Annotated in this window: 12 protein-coding genes and 4 pseudogenes; 2 read left to right on the forward strand and 14 right to left on the reverse strand. The window is 63.4% G+C overall.

Annotated features, from left to right (window positions below; genetic code table 11):
- Positions 1–267 precede the first annotated feature (267 nt).
- From ACCQ00_RS19440 to ACCQ00_RS19450, 3 genes and pseudogenes are all read right to left on the reverse strand, one after another.
- Entirely contained in the window at positions 268–873 is a 606-nt protein-coding gene (locus ACCQ00_RS19440; protein WP_046831395.1) for an ankyrin repeat domain-containing protein, read from the reverse strand.
- Positions 874–932: 59 nt separating this feature from the next.
- Complete coding sequence (gene katB / locus ACCQ00_RS19445; protein WP_170922321.1) at positions 933–2,438, reverse strand: catalase KatB; 1,506 nt, start codon at positions 2,436–2,438, stop codon at positions 933–935.
- A 392-nt stretch (positions 2,439–2,830) separates the two neighbouring features.
- Positions 2,831–3,121 (reverse strand): annotated as a pseudogene (locus tag ACCQ00_RS19450) (DUF6624 domain-containing protein); the annotation flags it as partial.
- A gap of 67 nt (positions 3,122–3,188) precedes the next feature.
- On the opposite strand from ACCQ00_RS19450, the gene ACCQ00_RS19455 reads away from it, so the two are divergent.
- Positions 3,189–4,415 carry an IS256-like element ISXax1 family transposase gene (locus ACCQ00_RS19455; protein WP_011345585.1) on the forward strand — a complete coding sequence of 409 codons (1,227 nt, stop codon included), beginning with the start codon at positions 3,189–3,191 and terminating at the stop codon, positions 4,413–4,415.
- A 13-nt stretch (positions 4,416–4,428) separates the two neighbouring features.
- On the opposite strand, the pseudogene ACCQ00_RS19460 reads toward ACCQ00_RS19455, so the two are convergent.
- From ACCQ00_RS19460 to aroE, 11 genes and pseudogenes are all read right to left on the reverse strand, one after another.
- A pseudogene (locus ACCQ00_RS19460) lies at positions 4,429–4,779 on the reverse strand (DUF6624 domain-containing protein); the annotation flags it as partial.
- Positions 4,776–5,909: an ATP-grasp domain-containing protein gene (locus tag ACCQ00_RS19465; RefSeq protein ID WP_039568420.1), complete on the reverse strand. Its 1,134-nt coding sequence runs from the start codon at positions 5,907–5,909 to the stop codon at positions 4,776–4,778. The gene ACCQ00_RS19465 and the pseudogene ACCQ00_RS19460, both read right to left, overlap by 4 nt.
- Before the next feature lie 20 nt (positions 5,910–5,929).
- A complete protein-coding gene (locus ACCQ00_RS19470; RefSeq protein WP_017156254.1) occupies positions 5,930–6,097 on the reverse strand; it encodes a hypothetical protein in 168 nt (55 codons plus the stop codon).
- A gap of 19 nt (positions 6,098–6,116) precedes the next feature.
- A pseudogene (locus ACCQ00_RS19475) lies at positions 6,117–7,796 on the reverse strand (peptidase domain-containing ABC transporter); the annotation flags it as partial.
- A 31-nt stretch (positions 7,797–7,827) separates the two neighbouring features.
- Positions 7,828–9,054, reverse strand: coding sequence for an IS256-like element ISXax1 family transposase (locus ACCQ00_RS19480; protein ID WP_011345585.1), 1,227 nt, complete (start codon positions 9,052–9,054; stop codon positions 7,828–7,830).
- A 64-nt stretch (positions 9,055–9,118) separates the two neighbouring features.
- A pseudogene (locus ACCQ00_RS19485) lies at positions 9,119–9,640 on the reverse strand (cysteine peptidase family C39 domain-containing protein); the annotation flags it as partial.
- Positions 9,637–10,917: a beta-barrel domain-containing protein gene (locus tag ACCQ00_RS19490; RefSeq protein WP_268662247.1), complete on the reverse strand. Its 1,281-nt coding sequence runs from the start codon at positions 10,915–10,917 to the stop codon at positions 9,637–9,639. The pseudogene ACCQ00_RS19485 and the gene ACCQ00_RS19490, both read right to left, overlap by 4 nt.
- A 146-nt stretch (positions 10,918–11,063) precedes the next feature.
- Positions 11,064–13,196 carry an ATP-dependent DNA helicase DinG gene (gene dinG, locus ACCQ00_RS19495; protein WP_039574398.1) on the reverse strand — a complete coding sequence of 711 codons (2,133 nt, stop codon included), beginning with the start codon at positions 13,194–13,196 and terminating at the stop codon, positions 11,064–11,066.
- A gap of 296 nt (positions 13,197–13,492) precedes the next feature.
- Complete coding sequence (locus ACCQ00_RS19500; protein ID WP_017156258.1) at positions 13,493–13,729, reverse strand: hypothetical protein; 237 nt, start codon at positions 13,727–13,729, stop codon at positions 13,493–13,495.
- Positions 13,726–14,100 carry a hypothetical protein gene (locus ACCQ00_RS19505; protein ID WP_039574396.1) on the reverse strand — a complete coding sequence of 125 codons (375 nt, stop codon included), beginning with the start codon at positions 14,098–14,100 and terminating at the stop codon, positions 13,726–13,728. The genes ACCQ00_RS19500 and ACCQ00_RS19505 overlap by 4 nt, the downstream gene beginning before the upstream one ends.
- Positions 14,090–14,941: a shikimate dehydrogenase gene (gene aroE, locus ACCQ00_RS19510; RefSeq protein ID WP_017156260.1), complete on the reverse strand. Its 852-nt coding sequence runs from the start codon at positions 14,939–14,941 to the stop codon at positions 14,090–14,092. Before aroE ends, ACCQ00_RS19505 begins: the two co-directional genes overlap by 11 nt.
- Positions 14,942–15,005: 64 nt before the next feature.
- On the opposite strand from aroE, the gene ACCQ00_RS19515 reads away from it, so the two are divergent.
- A complete protein-coding gene (locus ACCQ00_RS19515; RefSeq protein ID WP_039574393.1) occupies positions 15,006–15,887 on the forward strand; it encodes a TolB family protein in 882 nt (293 codons plus the stop codon).
- Positions 15,888–16,422 lie beyond the last annotated feature (535 nt).

A 16,422-nucleotide genomic window follows, 5' to 3' on the forward strand; every position in this document is an offset into this window, starting at 1 on the left:
CGTCCACATGGCAGGTGCAGCAAGCGCCGATGGCTGCGCAACAACCAGGTGGCGGTGCGGCATGCATCCACAGGCGTGGCATCTTTCGCCAGAGCCGGGGAGCGTTGCGATAAGAGCGCGTATGGCTACCTGCCTGCCGCACGGCAGCCGTTGGCTCCGAGCAGCCACCTGCTGCCTCTAGCGGGCAATGCGCAACCAAGACGCGCGGCGCGGCCGAGGCGGCACGCTGGGAGGGGCAGGCTCGGCAGGCGCGCGGGACTGGCGCGCTCAGCGCGCCGGCGCGGTAGCGAATTCGCCGCGCTGCAGCTTGGTCACATCGTTGCCCTGCCCGTCCTTGAGGCTGAGGTCCGCGCCCTCGGCGGCGAGGTCCTTGAGCACGTCGGTGCGTTGGAACAGGGCTGCATACATCGCAGCGGTCTGGCCGGCGTTGTTGCGCTGGTCCGGCGCACAATCGGCCTGCATCAGGCGCTTGGCGATGCCCAGCTCGCCCTTGAAGATGGCACCCATCAGTGCGGTGTTACCGCGCTTGTCCTGCGCGCAAGGGTCGGCGCCGGCGCTCAGCAATTGCTCCACCGCCGGCCGCTGGCCGTGGTAAGCAGCCAAGATCAATGCGGTGTAGCCCTTTTCGTCGCGGGTATTGAGGTCGTAATGCGAGCGGATGAACTCGGCCAGCATGTCCTGGCGGCCCTCGCGCGCGGCGTCGAAGAAATACTCGCGCAGCTGCAGCTTGATCTGCTCAGGCGTGGCAGTGGCCGTTGCGCTGGCAGCGGATGCAGGTGCAGGTGCAGGTGCAGGTGCAGGTGCAGGTGCAGGTGATGCAGCGTTTGCAATCGCAGACGCGCTGCCAAGCATCAGAAACAACAGGGTGCGCATAGCGATCTCCCGAAACGAAGACGACATCGCGGCGCAGGCCGCGATGTCGTCGAAGCGGATCAATCCTGCAGGCTGGAGGCCAGCTGCTTGACTCGTGCCAGGTCGCCCTTGGCCACGCGGGTGACGCCGGTACCGTACTCGGGGTCGGCCTTGTACAGGAACGACAGCATCAGGTGCTTGCTTTCGGTATCGGTAGTGGCCAGCGACTCACCGAAGCTCTGCACCAGATCGGCGCGGTCCTTCTTGCTGTAGGAGCGATACAACTCGCCGGCCTGCTTGAAGTTCTGCTCGCGGGTGATCTTGGCCTGCTGGGTCGTGCCCGACAGCGGCAGCTCGCTGTAACGCGCCGCTGTGTCCTGCGGACGCGGCTCCAGGCGGCTCGGCTCGTAGTTCACGCCACTGGTGGTCTGACCGATGTTGCCCTGGCCATCCTGATTGCCGTTGTTGACCGCCACACGCGGGCGGTTGACCGGCAGACTCAGCCCGTTGGCACCGATGCGATACAGCTGGGTATCGGCATACGAGAAAATACGGCCTTGCAACAGACGGTCTTCGGACGGCTCGATACCCGGCACCAGATTGGCCGGCGCCATCGCCACCTGCTCGGTTTCCTGGAAGAAGTTGTCGACGTTCTTGTTCAACACCATCTGGCCGACCTTCTGCTCCGGCACGTCCGGCCAGATCTTGGTGGCATCGAGCGGGTCGAAGTCGAACTTGGCCAGGTCTTCGGGCTTGAGCACCTGCACGTACAGGTCCCACTTCGGGTAGTCGCCCTTCTTGATTGCGCCGACCAGGTCGTTGGTCAGGTGGCTGTAGTCCTTGGCCTGCACCGCGGCGACCTGCTTGGGATCGAGGTTCTTGATGCCCTGCAGCGTCTTCCAGTGGAACTTGACGTAGTGCACCTCACCTTGCGCGTTGACCAGCTTGTAGGCGTGCACGCCGTTGCCGTCCATGAAGCGATAGCCGGCCGGGGTGCCCTCGTTGGAGTACAGCAGGGTCAGCGTGCGCGTGGCCTCTGGTACGTGCGAGAAGAAATCGAAGCGACGCGAATCGTCATCCAGGTTGGTGCGCGGGTCCGGCTTGAACGCGTGCACCATGTCGGGAAACTTGATCGCATCGCGAATGAAGAACGTGGGGAAGTTGTTGCCGACCAGATCCCAATTGCCTTCGCTGGTGTAGAACTTGGTGGCGAAACCATGCGGGTCGCGCAGTGTCTCCGGCGAGTGGTTGCCGTGGACGACGGAGGAAAAGCGCACGAACACGGGGGTTTTTTCGCCGGCGCTGAACACCTTGGCCTTGGTCAGGCTGGAGAGATCGGCAGTGGCGGTGAACTCGCCTTTGACGCCGGTGCCGCGCGCGTGCACCACGCGCTCGGGAATGCGCTCGCGGTCGAAACGCTGCAGCTTCTGGATCAGTTGCACGTCCTGCAGCAGCGTCGGGCCGGTGGCGCCGGCTGTCTGCGAATTCTGGTTGTCGCCAACCTTGGCGCCATTGTCGCGGGTCAGAACGGATTGGGCGAAGACCGGCGGAGCGATCAACGTCGGGGCTAGCAGGGCTAGCACCATGAGGTGTCCAGGGCGCATGGCGTCAGCTCGTTTGAGGAGGCTGAATCATCGCCAGCAGGCCGAAGCGTGAGAAGTCGTTAGTTATGATCGCTTCGATAGGGGAATCTGATGATGACGGCGTTGCGTGATATGCATCGCATTAGAAGTCGGCAGCGAGTCTTAAATCACGCACCAGCCTTCCACCTTCGGTAGGCAGCAGGAGCTCAACGCGCTCACGTGGATGTGCTGGCAAGGACGCAGTTGCTGCAGTGCAGAGGTCATTGGATCCCCGCTATGCGTGGTCACGACAACAAAGATGCGTACCATCACCCATTAGCACGACTACAGGCATGTAACTGCTCGATGCGGCCGCCCTGCACGAACACCTGAGCGGCCCCTGTGCTGTAGCCGGATCAACGCCCCCGCACGCTGTCCTCTTCCTCGGGCAGCCCGGCCTCTGCCCGGCGCTTTTTCAACTCGGCAGGATTTTCCAGCTCGAACAAGCTGCCGTCGGCCCTGCGCTGCGTTCCGTAGCGCTGCGGTTTGCCCGACATGATGAGATTACGATCGATGAACAACGCGAGGTCCGCAGTGCTGTAGGCGCCACGTTGCGCGGCCGCCTGCATTTTTTGCAGGAAGTCATCGCGAAAGGCCCGGTCGGTCGAATGCTGCGCGATCAAAAAGCCTGCATGCGCACCATCCTCAGGGCGTGTCCTAGATTTTGTGTAACCGGGCCACAGGCAGGAGACTGCCACCTAACCCGGAGACACCATGAGCCCACGCACACATGAGGTACCCGACGAGCTGCTTAGCAGCCTGTTGGTCAACTACACCAAACCCGAGGATCTGATCGGCGAGAACGGCCTGCTCAAGCAGCTGACCAAGCGGTTGGTGGAGCGGGCGCTGGACGCGGAGATGACCGAACACCTCGGTCATGACAAGCATGAGCCGGTCGCCAACGCGGCCGGCAACACGCGCAACGGACGCAGCCGCAAGACGCTCAAGGGCGAGTTCGGCGAGCTGCCGATCGAGATTCCGCGTGATCGCCACGGCAGCTTCGCGCCACAGCTGATCCCCAAGCACCAGACCCGCTGGGCCGGCTTCGATGACAAGATCTTGTCGTTGTACGCGCGCGGCATGACCGTGCGCGAGATCCAGTCGCACCTGGAGGAGATGTACGGCACCGAGGTGTCGCCGAGTCTGATTTCCTCAGTCACCGATGCGGTCGTCGAGGAGGTCAAGGCGTGGCAGGCGCGGCCACTGGATCCGGTCTATCCGATCGTCTATCTGGACTGCATCCACGTCAAAGTGCGCGAGGGCGCGGTGCGGGTCAAGGCGGTGTACCTGGCCATCGGCATCACCATGGGCGGCGAGAAGGAAGTGCTGGGCCTATGGCTGGCGCAGGCCGAGGGTGCCAAGTTTTGGCTGCAAGTCGTGACGGAGCTACGCAACCGCGGGGTGCAGGACATCTTCATTGCCTGCGTCGATGGCCTGAAGGGGTTTCCCGAGGCGATCGAGGCGGTGTTCCCGCAGACCACCGTGCAGCTGTGCATCGTGCACATGGTGCGGCACAGCCTGAACTACGTCTCGTGGAAACGCCGCGCCGAGGTTGCCGCCGATCTCAAGCGCATTTACGCCTGCGCCACCGTCGAGGAGGCCGAGCAGGCACTGACCGAGTTCGAGGCCAAGTGGGACGCCCAGTACCCGCCCATCAGCCAGTCATGGCGGCGCAATTGGTCACGACTGATCCCGTTCTTCGACTACCCACCGGAGATCCGCAAGGTGATCTATACGACCAACGCCATCGAGTCGGTCAACATGAGCCTGCGCAAGCTGACCAAGAACCGCGGCGCGTTCCCCAGCGACGAAGCCTTGATGAAACTGTTCTACCTGGCTCTGCGCAACATCACCAAGAAATGGACGCTGCCGATCCGCGACTGGAAGGCTGCGCTGAACCGCTTTACGATCCAGTTCGAGGGGCGACTTCCTCAGCGGTAACCCAAACCACGGTTACACAAAATTCTGCACACGCTCCATCCTCACCCACGGAGGGAATGTCGGGAAAGCCAAATTGATCGATCAGGCGGGACAGCGCGGCCTGGTTTTCCCGTTGCGAGGCAACCAGGCGCATGGCCATCTCTTTTGCTGCGCCCTGGTTGGCCTGCAACTGTTGCGCGGTGACCGCACCACGAATTTCTGCACGGATCTTCTGGTCGGCATCGGCCAGTGCCAGCAACTGCTGACGGTAGGACGCATTCATGGATTGTTGCCTCGCCGGTTGCTCCTCTGCGTCTTCCGCAAACGCCTGCACGGGCATCGCCCATTGCCCCCATAACAGCATCCCAAGCAGCACCATTTTCATACGTACGCCAGTCCCGATTCTGGGGAACATCCGCCCCCTGCGCTATCTTCACTCACCGCGGGCACCTTGCGCAGGCGTGGAAATTCCAGAGACCTATCGACGCGACCGTAAACCAGGAATGAGCAAAATTTGCTCGCAATATCCATTCCCGGTGCCTTTTCGTCCAGATAGAGAAACTGCCCCCCAGGGTTGAGCTCAAGAAACACCGGCTCGCCGCCGCCGACAGGCACGACGAAATCTGCGCAGAAAAAATCGACGCCCAGCACCGATCTCAGTGCATCAAGCTTGGCCTGAAGCCCGGGAAACAGCGGCACCCAGTCGTAACGCAGCGTTGTCTTGTGCCGGACCGCCCGATAGTCGATTTCCCCCTCCAGGGAGTGCCGCATCCGCAGACAGGCGTATTCGCCCCCCATGCAGACAACTCGCAAATCGGCTTGATGGTCGACGACTTGCTGGTAGGTTGTGGGACATGCGCGCAGATCGGCATCCGTCAATGGTTCGTTCTGCGAAACGCGTGTCGCATAGGAGACGCTATAGTTGGCGCCGTCGGCCCATGCGCCCACATTGAATGGCTTGACGACTACGCCATTCGCATGACGCTGACGAAATGCTTGAATGTCGCCAGGGCACTGGCTGATCAAGGTCTCGGGCACCACCAGACCACTGGCGATGGCCGCAGCGAGCTGTAACGGCTTCTGGTCTGCTGCAAGCGCCGCGAGCGGCGCATTGACCCAGCGCTGCACGCCATGTCCGGCGCCAAGCAGTGCGACAGCTCCCAGATCGAACAGCAGCCCCTCTGTCTTGATGAACTTGGTGTCCTGATCATGGACATGTGCAGGCGCGGTCTTGTTGAACATCAAACGGCGGCTCCATGCCGCGTCGTAAGTAACCGAGGCGCCCTCCCGGACGACACTGGCGCCGCTTTGCCCATAGAGCAGGGAACCCTCGAGACCACACGGCCACTGGTTCGTATCCAACAGGCTGGCCGTATGCCCCGATGCCGCAATCATCGCCGCAATCGTAGATGCATGCGTGTCGCGATGAGGAGCGACGATCAACACCTTCCTAGGATCTTTCTGCATAGGCGCAATCTGTTCCGTAGCGCAGTCGAAGCATGGCGACATCTTCATGCCGCCATGCCGGGGGACACTTAACCGACGATCACGATGGTCTCAGTGTCGACGGCCTCGACAATGATGATGATCAACGTATCGCCAGCACCACCGCAGGACACAGCACTGACTTCTTCCTGAGTCATTTCACGTGCGAAGCGCTGGGCGACGGGACGCGAATTTTCCATGAGTTCAAAGTTTTCCATTCCTTACTCCTTGGCTGCTTCAGGGTAGTTCGCCGGCGAGATTGCCGACGCGCTTCTCGATGCCGTGATGGGCATCAAGTCTCTCGGCAGCATGACGGCTGCCCGGCTTGTCGCCCGACTCGGCAACAAGCGATATCCTGCGATCGGCAGATGCGATCGTTTCCTGGCGATGCGCGATGATGATCCTGGTCATTTTCATCGCTTTGATATGGGCGTTCACCACCTGGTCCCTCGTGGAATCCAGATGGCTGGTTGCTTCGTCCAGCACCAGAATCTTCGGTTGGCGATACAACGCACGTGCCAGGATGACGCGCTGACGTTGCCCGCCCGACAGGATCGAGCCCATGTCGCCGACCAGCGATTCATATCCCATGGGCATCCGTGCAATATCGTCGTGGATCGCGGCCAGCTGCGCAGCGCTGGCGATCCGCTCGATACTCGAGTCAGGATCGAAGAAGGCGATGTTGTCGGCTAACGACCCCGCAAAGAGCTGATCGTCCTGCATGACTGCCGAGACCATTGCCCGGTAATTCTCCAGCCCATATTTGCGGATATCCACACCGCCGACCTCAATGCTGCCCTCCGTTGGCTCGATCAGGCCCAGCAGCAATTTGGCGAATGTCGATTTACCGCATCCGCTCGGACCCACGATCGCGACCGACTCACCTGCTTCGATGCGCAGGTCGAGATTACGGATGACCCAGGGGTCGTCGTCCGAGTAACGAAAGCTCAGCCCTTTCACGTGAATTTTCGGAACCGGCTCCGGACCGCTATAGCTTGAAATTTCGTCGAGCTCGGGCGCCGTAGTGGCGATATCGGCAATCCGCTCGGCGTGCAGGCGCAACATCTTGAGCTCGATGAATTTGTCGACCAGGCTCGCAGCCCTGCTGGTAAACAAATCCGCAAACGCCAGGAAGGCGACCAACATGCCTGCAGACAGCGTCCCGCTCAGCGCCAGATAGCCACCGATGGCGATCAGGAACACCCTCTGCGTTCCAAACAGGCCCTGATTGAGCGCATTGAACGCCAAGCCGAAACGTTGCGACTGCATTTCCAGCCGCACGCTTTGCGCAGTGGCGCTGAACAATCGTCCTTGACGCAGCCCCTGCTTGTTGGCCAGCTTGATCGCTTGAATGCCGCGTACCGACTCCATCAGCTCGCTTTGCTGACGTGCGGCATACGTCAGCTGATCGCGGCTGACCACGAACTGGAGTCGATAGAACGCCAGGCGCAAACCCAGATACAAGGCAAAGGCAGCCAGCACCAGGCCGGTGAGTGCGGGGCTGTAGGCCAGCAGGACTGCCACTGCCAGGCATCCGGTCAGGCCGTTGAGCATTGCCTCGACGAAGCTGCCGGTCAACGTGGTCTGGATGGACTTCAACGAGGAAAAGCGCGACAGCACATCGCCCATATGCCGCTTTTCGAAATACTCCAGCGGAAGCCGTAGCAAATGACCGAACAAGTTGGTGATCCATTGCGTGTTCAACGATGCGCCAAGCCAGCTGACCACCCAGCTGCGTGCAAGCGTCAGAACCGTCTGGAAGAGCACGGTCAACAGGAAGGCGATGGTCAGGATCTTGAGCAGCGGCATATCCGCCGAGACCAGCACATGGTCGATGACCCACTGCATCTGGAAGGGCAACAGCAGCGCCAGCGCTTCGATTGCCAAGGCTAGCCCGAAGATCTGCACCAACGAGCGTGTGCAGAATTTTGTGTAACCGTGGTTTGGGTTACCGCTGAGGAAGTCGCCCCTCGAACTGGATCGTAAAGCGGTTCAGCGCAGCCTTCCAGTCGCGGATCGGCAGCGTCCATTTCTTGGTGATGTTGCGCAGAGCCAGGTAGAACAGTTTCATCAAGGCTTCGTCGCTGGGGAACGCGCCGCGGTTCTTGGTCAGCTTGCGCAGGCTCATGTTGACCGACTCGATGGCGTTGGTCGTATAGATCACCTTGCGGATCTCCGGTGGGTAGTCGAAGAACGGGATCAGTCGTGACCAATTGCGCCGCCATGACTGGCTGATGGGCGGGTACTGGGCGTCCCACTTGGCCTCGAACTCGGTCAGTGCCTGCTCGGCCTCCTCGACGGTGGCGCAGGCGTAAATGCGCTTGAGATCGGCGGCAACCTCGGCGCGGCGTTTCCACGAGACGTAGTTCAGGCTGTGCCGCACCATGTGCACGATGCACAGCTGCACGGTGGTCTGCGGGAACACCGCCTCGATCGCCTCGGGAAACCCCTTCAGGCCATCGACGCAGGCAATGAAGATGTCCTGCACCCCGCGGTTGCGTAGCTCCGTCACGACTTGCAGCCAAAACTTGGCACCCTCGGCCTGCGCCAGCCATAGGCCCAGCACTTCCTTCTCGCCGCCCATGGTGATGCCGATGGCCAGGTACACCGCCTTGACCCGCACCGCGCCCTCGCGCACTTTGACGTGGATGCAGTCCAGATAGACGATCGGATAGACCGGATCCAGTGGCCGCGCCTGCCACGCCTTGACCTCCTCGACGACCGCATCGGTGACTGAGGAAATCAGACTCGGCGACACCTCGGTGCCGTACATCTCCTCCAGGTGCGACTGGATCTCGCGCACGGTCATGCCGCGCGCGTACAACGACAAGATCTTGTCATCGAAGCCGGCCCAGCGGGTCTGGTGCTTGGGGATCAGCTGTGGCGCGAAGCTGCCGTGGCGATCACGCGGAATCTCGATCGGCAGCTCGCCGAACTCGCCCTTGAGCGTCTTGCGGCTGCGTCCGTTGCGCGTGTTGCCGGCCGCGTTGGCGACCGGCTCATGCTTGTCATGACCGAGGTGTTCGGTCATCTCCGCGTCCAGCGCCCGCTCCACCAACCGCTTGGTCAGCTGCTTGAGCAGGCCGTTCTCGCCGATCAGATCCTCGGGTTTGGTGTAGTTGACCAACAGGCTGCTAAGCAGCTCGTCGGGTACCTCATGTGTGCGTGGGCTCATGGTGTCTCCGGGTTAGGTGGCAGTCTCCTGCCTGTGGCCCGGTTACACAAAATCTAGGACACGCCCGCACCAACCCACGCTTGAGTCCGAAAATGCGTCCGGTGAGCGAGCGCAAGGACAACGCTGGCGTTTCAACCGAAGGCTCGAAGCGCGTGCCTGGCTGCAGCTCCAGCAACACGCCGGTGAAATGCTTGCCGAGCTCGGACATCGGCAATCGGAGCGTCCCTCGCGCAGGATCGTGAAGCAGTGCCACGCCACGTACCACTCGCTCCAGCACCACGAAATGCGACATATCCCAATGCAGGATGCAGGGTTGCCCGAGTTCCTTCAGATACTCAGGTTCCGCACGCATCGCACGGACATCCAGCCCCATGGCGCGCCCGATCTGGACCAATCGCTCAAGGCGCACGCCCCTGAGGGAGATGTTGAAGCGCCGCCTGACCTGTGCAAGGTCGATTTTGTCGCCGTGATAGCGGGCAATCATGACCAGGCAGGCAAGACCGCACTCTGCCGCCTCGGTCTGCATGATCGGAACGATGTGCGCGCGGTTCGACAGCAACTGGTGAACGGAGGTGGTGTCGATCATCCGCGCTGCCCAGCCGAATCATCGGAAAGGCGCGACGTCATGTCGTAGACCGGCTCAAACATCCATTCGATCAACCGACGCTTCTCGAGCAGGATATCTGCATCCAGCGCCATGCCTGGACGAAGTGACTCCTGTCTTCCATTGGCCAGGATGTGCTGACTTTCCAGCTCGACCACTACGCGATAACGAGCGTCGTCAATCTGCTGTCCCAGCAGCGATGACACTTCTTTGGAGCTGATCGCGCTGCGCGAGACGTCGACCACACGCCCTGCATGGCGGCCGAACTTCTGATACGGAAAGGCCTGGTAGCGCAGCAGCACGTTATCGCCGCGTGTGACGAATCCAACTGCCTTGGAGGGCACCCACAGCTCGGCCCGCAACTTGATGTCCTTGGGCAACAAGGTGATCAGGGGCTGTTGCGCACCCACCGGTTGCCCTGCGTGCACGAGCAGGTTGGTGACGATTCCATCGGTTGGCGCACGCAACACCACCGAACGGCGCGCCTCGGTTTCCGAGAGCGATTGCGCGACATCTGCTATTTGCCTGGCGATCTCGTTACGCTTTGCTTCCAACGTCGCAGGGGTTTGTTCAAGCTGCGACTGGAGTTGAGAGTGCTCCACACGCAGGTCCAGCGCATGTTTCTGCAACTCCTTGAGTTGCGCCTGGTTCTGGATGGCGATGTCTTGCTGTTGCAGCAACTGGACCTTGGTCAATATCCCCTTTTCTGCAGCGCTCACCCACTGTTCGTAGAGTCCCAGCGCACTGTCTGCGCGCTGGCGTTGCAAGCGAATCTGCTCGGCAGTGTTATCCATCTGCGCTTGGAGCAGTGCGACACGGCGACCCAGGTCGCGCTGTTGGGCAGCGTAGAGCTGATTCTGGGCTTGCAGATCCGCATTCAGGCGCCCGCGTTTGATCTCCAGTTGCGAAATCACCGATGCCTGGGTGTCACCCAGGGATGTGCTGTCCTGCTCTCCGGAAATTTCCACGATCGGCTCGCCTGCCCGCACGCTCGCCCCCTCTGCGACGAATGCGTTGGAGACGATGCCAGCACTGAGCGGTGTCAGGGTCAGCAGGCCACGGTCCGGGACGAGTGCGCCGTTGACTGCTTCGTGCCGCGTGAAACTTCCAAGGCACAACAGCCCGACTACCGCGGCAATAAGAGCGAGCGCAATGGCGAACAACGGCCAACCGAAGGTGGGCGCCTGAAGACGTACCGGCACAAGCCACGCATCGCGGCGAGCACGTAACACTTCTTCCCTGAAGAACCCGCCTGGCATGTGCACTCCCTGCTTCGTTGAGACCTGCGCCCACTTCCTTCAGGCTCAGTTAATCAGCAAAACAGACGCGGTAAAGCGCACTGCGTCGCATAACGCTATGCCGTTATGACGACCGAGATGTGGCACAGGTCCGTGGCGAGTGCGAACTAGCCGATCACCCGCTTGAACGGCGGCAACGCGTCGATGATGCGTTTGCCGTAGCGACGGGTGAGCAAGCGCGAGTCGAGGATGATCACGCGGCCGTGGTCGCTGGAGCTGCGGATCAGGCGGCCGGCGAATTGGGTGAGCGTGCGTAGCGCGTGCGGGATGGCGATCAGGTTGAAGGCGTTGTGGCCGCGGCTTTCCAGCCATTCGCTCAAGGTGGAGGTTTGCGGATCGGTGGGCACGGCGAACGGCACCTGGGTGATGACCACGGTGGTGCAGGCTTCGCCCGGCAGATCCAATCCTTCGCCGAAAGAATTCAAACCGAACAGCACCGAGCCCTCGCCGGCGGCGATGCGGCGCAAATGTTCGGTGATCAGTTGCGACTTGTTGCCCTCACCTTGCACCAGCACGCGGTTGCGCTGCGCCAGCGGCATCAGGTCGGCCACATTTTCCATCTTCCAGCGCGAAGTGAACAACACGATGCTGCCCTTGGCGTTCCAGTCCAGTTCGCGCACCAGATACTTGGCCACTTCCTTGGGATGACCTTCGCGGTCGTCGGGCGTGACCGGGAAATTGGGCACGATCAATTCAGCCTGGTTGGGCAGGTCGAACGGCGAGGCCAGCGAGGCCATTTCGGCGTGATCGGGCAAGCCGTTGTCGATGGCGAAGGATTGGAAATCGCCGCCACCGGTGAGCGTGGCCGAGGTCATCACGACCGAGTCCACCTCGTTCCAGATCATCGTGCGCAGCACCTGCGCGGCCGACACCGGCGAGCAATGGCAGACCAGATCACCGTCGCGCGAGAGGGTGATCCAGCGCGCCATCGGCGGCTGACCTTCCTTGTCTTCGCGGCGCCAGCCGCTCCACAGATTGTGCTGCTGCTCGGCCATTTCCAGCGCCAGGCCGAGGCTGCGCTGCAGACGTTCGCGCGCGGAATCGTCCTGTTTTCCCTTGGCAATGGCGCTGTGTGCGGCATGCACCCAATTGAAGAGCGCGCGGGTTTCTTCGCCGAGTTCTTCGATGGCCGGGCCCCATTGCGGCGGCAGCTTGCCGTTGGCCGCGCGCCACAGCGGATCGCGCTCGCCGGGCTCGGGCTTCCACACGCGTTCGACCTCGGCGTGGAAGGCCTTGAGCAGTTTGGACACGCGCGCCGCCACCTCGATGGCTTCGGTGGGCAGCAAATTGCCCAGCTTGTCCTTGTCCACCGCGCGATAAGCGGCCGCGATGAGGATCTGCATGCGCCCGGTACGCCGGGCCATGTCGTCCAGCGGCAGATTGGCGGCGCCCTGGTCGATCGCCACGCCGGCGATGTGGTGGCCTTCGTCGAGCACCAGCAGCATGTCCGCTGGCGGGGCGATCAGCGGCTGGCCATTCTCGGCATCGCCCAGCGACAGCGACGACAGCAACAAGGCGTGGTTGGTGACCACGATCTGCGCCTCGCGTACATCGGTGCGCGCCTTGAGTACCGGACATTGCGCCGCGTAGCTGCAGCGGCGCCCCGCACAGCCGGAGGCAGGGGTGGTGATGCGCATGCGCAGCGGCACGGAGATCTGTTCTGGCGCATCGTCCAGATCGCCATTCCACGTGCGGGCGGCGTAGGCCTTGGCGAGGCGCTTGGCCAGATCCGCATCGACCGGGCTGAGCGGGCGGTCGTACAACGCCTGCTCGTCTTCGAACATGGCGTTCTGGCTGGTATCGCCTTCCAGCTCGGCGGCATTGCGGGTGCACAGGTAGCGGGTGCGGCCCTTGGCCAGGGCCACGGTGGCGTCCAGCCCGGTGGCCTTGAGGAAGGCCGGGATGTCGCGTTCCACCAGCTGCGATTGCAGCGCAACGGTGCCGGTGCTGATGACCAATTTTTTCTTGGTGGCCAGCGCGATCGGCACGCCGGCGGTGAGATAGCCCAGGCTCTTGCCCACGCCGGTGGGCGCCTCGGCGATGCCGATGCCGCCGGAGGTGGCCAGGGCACGCGAGACCAGGCCGATCATCTGGCTCTGCGCGCGTCGCGTGGCAAAGCCCGGCGTATTGGCCTGCAGCTTGGCGTAGGCGTCGCGGATGCTGGCCTTGATCGGGTCGGTCAGGCTGCGCTGGGTGGGAACGGGCGCCGACGGCGCGGCCGGTGGGGCAACTTCACTCATCGCGCTATTTTCGCATGGACCGGCGCAGTGACTGCGACCGGCGCGCCGCACGGCTGAACGGGTTGCCTGCTTGCAGCGGCGACCGGCCCATCCTCGTCGGCAAGCCGGCACCGGGCGGCAGTCCCACGCCGGTGCGACCTGCTGCGCGGCCAAGGGCATGGCACGATTGTCCGATCGTGGCCTGCCAGCACCGGCCGCCTGCAGGCACTCGCCGCCTGCGTCACCCGAAAGGCGGCGCAGTGAATGCCGATGCTAGACCCGCCGCTGTCTGTAAAGCGTCGGCACGATCAATGCGCTCAGTTACGCTGCCGGCGCGCCGGCCACGCATAGCGCGCCCATACCAGGCCGATGGCCGTCATTGCGATGCCCATCAACAGCATGCCGGCACCCACGCCATTCGGCCCGAAGCGTTCGTACAACAGGCCACCACGATTGACCGCGGCCAGCGCCTGCGGATGCAGCAGCGTCCACACGCCCTGCCCGGCGCAGACCAGTCCAACGATCACCAGCAAGATGGCTTTGATCGGGATCATGGGCGCGGACCCGTGCCAGCGGGCGAACGCTGCAGGCTGGCCGCCAGCGTCCACACCAGCACGCCGATGCCCACGGCCTGCACGGCCATCAGCACGAAGTGAGCGATGCCGACCACCCTGCTGATCTGACGCACGTTGCCTTGCTGCAGCAACAGCATCGGAATCGCCTGGACGGCGACCTCGGCGAACAGGCAGCCCAGCAGCAGCCAGAGCGCGGCCAACCCGGCGCGCCGCAGCGGGCCATGCGGTGCGCGCCACACCAGGACCAGCCCGAGCAGCAGCGCAATTAGCATCGGCACGCGCGACAGCAGGCTGGTGACCAGGGTCAGCAGGATCGCGGTGGCATCGGCGCTGCCCACCTCAGTCGGCACTGACCAGCACGGCCTCGCGCGCGCGCAGCGCGGCGTAGACCGGGTCGGTGTCCGGGCGTACGCCGTGCCACAGCGCGAAGCTCTCGGCGGCCTGTTCCACCAGCATGCCCAGCCCGTCGATGGCGTACCGGCAGTGCGCCGCGCGCGCCCAGGCCAGAAATGCAATGGCGGTGTCGCCGTAATTCAGATCGACCGCAGCAGTCAGGCTGTTGACCAGGCCCAGTGGCAATGCGAACGCGCCGGCATCGCGGTCGCGACCGGCGGCCGTGGCATTGACGATCAGTTCGAAGTCGCCCAGCTCACGCAGGTCTTCGATGTAACGCGACGTCACCCGCGCCGGTTCGCCCAGCGCATCGCACAAGGCATCGGCGCGCTCGGGCGAGCGGTTCACCACCACCATTGCGGTGATGCCCGCCTCCAGCAGCGCCGGCGCCACACCGCGTGCAGCACCACCGGCGCCCAGCAGCAGCACGCGGCGGCCACGCAGATCCAGGCCCTGGCGTTCGGTGAGATCGCGCACCAGGCCGGCGCCGTCGGTGTTGTCGCCCTGCCACTGGCCGTCGTTGCGCACCAACGTGTTCACCGCCCCGGCCAACCGCGCGCGATCGCTCAGGCTGCTGGCCAGCGCATAGGCGGCTTCCTTCAACGGCAGGGTGACGTTCGCACCTTTGCCGCCTTCATCGGCGAAGCGTTGCAGCGCGGCGCTGAAGTCTTCCAACGGCGCGTCGATGGCGGTGTAGTCCAGCGCAATGCCGGTCTGCTTCCCGAACTCGGCGTGGATGGCCGGCGACAGCGAATGGGCGACGGGGTGACCGAACACGGCATAACGGGATACGGGCATGAAACGCTCTCTGGTTGACTAGACTGTGCGCGACTTGGAGCCGCTCTTGAGGCAGGAACACCGCATGTACTATCGATGGACGCTGCTCACGCTGGCGGCAAGTTTACTCTGCGTCCCGTCTGCTTCGGGGCTCGCCGAATTCGGCATCGAGGGCATGGGCGTGGTCTCCACGCCGGCCAACGAGGCGCGCGCCACGCTCAGCCCGGACGGGCAACGCATCGTCTGGGCCAGCGACCGGGCCGGTGGTGCCGGCGGCTGGGATCTGTGGCAGGCGCAGTTGCGCGGCGGGCGTTGGCAGGACGCGCAGCCGCTTCCGATCAATACCGCGCAGGACGAGACCACCCCATTGTTCAGTGCCGACGGCCGCTGGCTGCTGTTCGCCTCCACCCGGCCCGGCGGCGCGGGCGGCAGCGACCTGTACCGTGCCCCGGTGGATGCGCAAGGCGTCGTGGGCCGCGTGCAATCGCTGGGCGCGGCGATCAACAGCGCCGGCAACGAGCGCGCACCGACGCTGTCGCTGGACGGCACACGCCTGCTGTTCGCCAGCGACGGTCATGGCGGTGCAGGCGGCGTGGATCTATTCGTCGCGCACTGGGACGGGCAGGCGTTCACCGCGCCGGTGGCCCTGGTCGACATCAATAGCGCCGCCGACGAGCTGGACGCCGCCTGGCTCGGCGACGGACGCGCGCTGGTATGGGCCCGCGGAAAGATCGATGGCCCCAGCCAGTTGCTGCTGGCCATCTGCAAGGACGGCCATTTTGCCCAGGGCTCGCCGCTGCCGCTGTCGTTCAACGGGCCGCAGGAGCGCACCTTCGGCGCGGTCGTGGACACGGCCAAGCCGGGCGAACTGCTGGTGACCGGCAGTGCGCGCGCACCGCGTGCAGGGCAGTTGGACATCTACCGGATGAAGGCACCGGCAGCCGATGGCGATGCGCGTTGCCGTTGAAGTAGGTGGAGCGACCGCGTCGACCCAGAGCGGCTGGACGCACGTATGGCACGCCGGTGTATTGCAGGGTGGATATCTGGGCTTTGTTGCAACGCCGCTTATCCGAGGTCTGGATGCAGTGCACTTGATCTGCAACCGGGCTGGGTGGGCAAGCAACAAGCGCGCTGGTCGGTGTGCATTGCGCAATGCATTAGACGAATCAAGCTGCGGCTCGGTCGATCCCTTGCCGCAGCGACTAGCCGCCCTCATGACCACGCCACTCACGGCGACAACCCAATCGAAACGTGCAGCGATCTGTTCGTGGAGTGAGCTGCTTGAGTAAGACGCCAGCCAACTCTCCAGCGCGGTGCCCTCGCCGCTTGCGGGACCGGTGGCGGCATGGACGCCGCCATCGAGCCCCGCGGACGGGTTCACGGCGTGTCGCGCGAGCGGTGAGGACACCGCGCGCTCGACCGACCAGGCGTTTGATTGCATCGAATCGGATGCCGATAACCGAGCGCTGTGTCGCCACCATGCGGACGTGGCACGCACTGGG

Source organism: Xanthomonas sp. NCPPB 3761 (assembly GCF_041475705.2).
Lineage (GTDB): Bacteria > Pseudomonadota > Gammaproteobacteria > Xanthomonadales > Xanthomonadaceae > Xanthomonas > Xanthomonas phaseoli.

Excerpts from the sequence above, each read along its gene's own strand:
- katB (WP_170922321.1), bottom strand. The coding sequence starts at position 2,438 with ATGGTGCTAGCCCTGCTAGCCCCGACGTTGATCGCTCCGCCGGTCTTC.
- ACCQ00_RS19515 (WP_039574393.1), top strand. The coding sequence starts at position 15,006 with ATGTACTATCGATGGACGCTGCTCACGCTGGCGGCAAGTTTACTCTGC.
- ACCQ00_RS19470 (WP_017156254.1), bottom strand. The coding sequence starts at position 6,097 with ATGGAAAACTTTGAACTCATGGAAAATTCGCGTCCCGTCGCCCAGCGC.
- ACCQ00_RS19490 (WP_268662247.1), bottom strand. The coding sequence starts at position 10,917 with ATGCCAGGCGGGTTCTTCAGGGAAGAAGTGTTACGTGCTCGCCGCGAT.
- aroE (WP_017156260.1), bottom strand. The coding sequence starts at position 14,941 with ATGCCCGTATCCCGTTATGCCGTGTTCGGTCACCCCGTCGCCCATTCG.
- ACCQ00_RS19500 (WP_017156258.1), bottom strand. The coding sequence starts at position 13,729 with ATGATCCCGATCAAAGCCATCTTGCTGGTGATCGTTGGACTGGTCTGC.
- ACCQ00_RS19455 (WP_011345585.1), top strand. The coding sequence starts at position 3,189 with ATGAGCCCACGCACACATGAGGTACCCGACGAGCTGCTTAGCAGCCTG.
- ACCQ00_RS19480 (WP_011345585.1), bottom strand. The coding sequence starts at position 9,054 with ATGAGCCCACGCACACATGAGGTACCCGACGAGCTGCTTAGCAGCCTG.
- dinG (WP_039574398.1), bottom strand. The coding sequence starts at position 13,196 with ATGAGTGAAGTTGCCCCACCGGCCGCGCCGTCGGCGCCCGTTCCCACC.
- ACCQ00_RS19465 (WP_039568420.1), bottom strand. The coding sequence starts at position 5,909 with ATGAAGATGTCGCCATGCTTCGACTGCGCTACGGAACAGATTGCGCCT.
- ACCQ00_RS19440 (WP_046831395.1), bottom strand. The coding sequence starts at position 873 with ATGCGCACCCTGTTGTTTCTGATGCTTGGCAGCGCGTCTGCGATTGCA.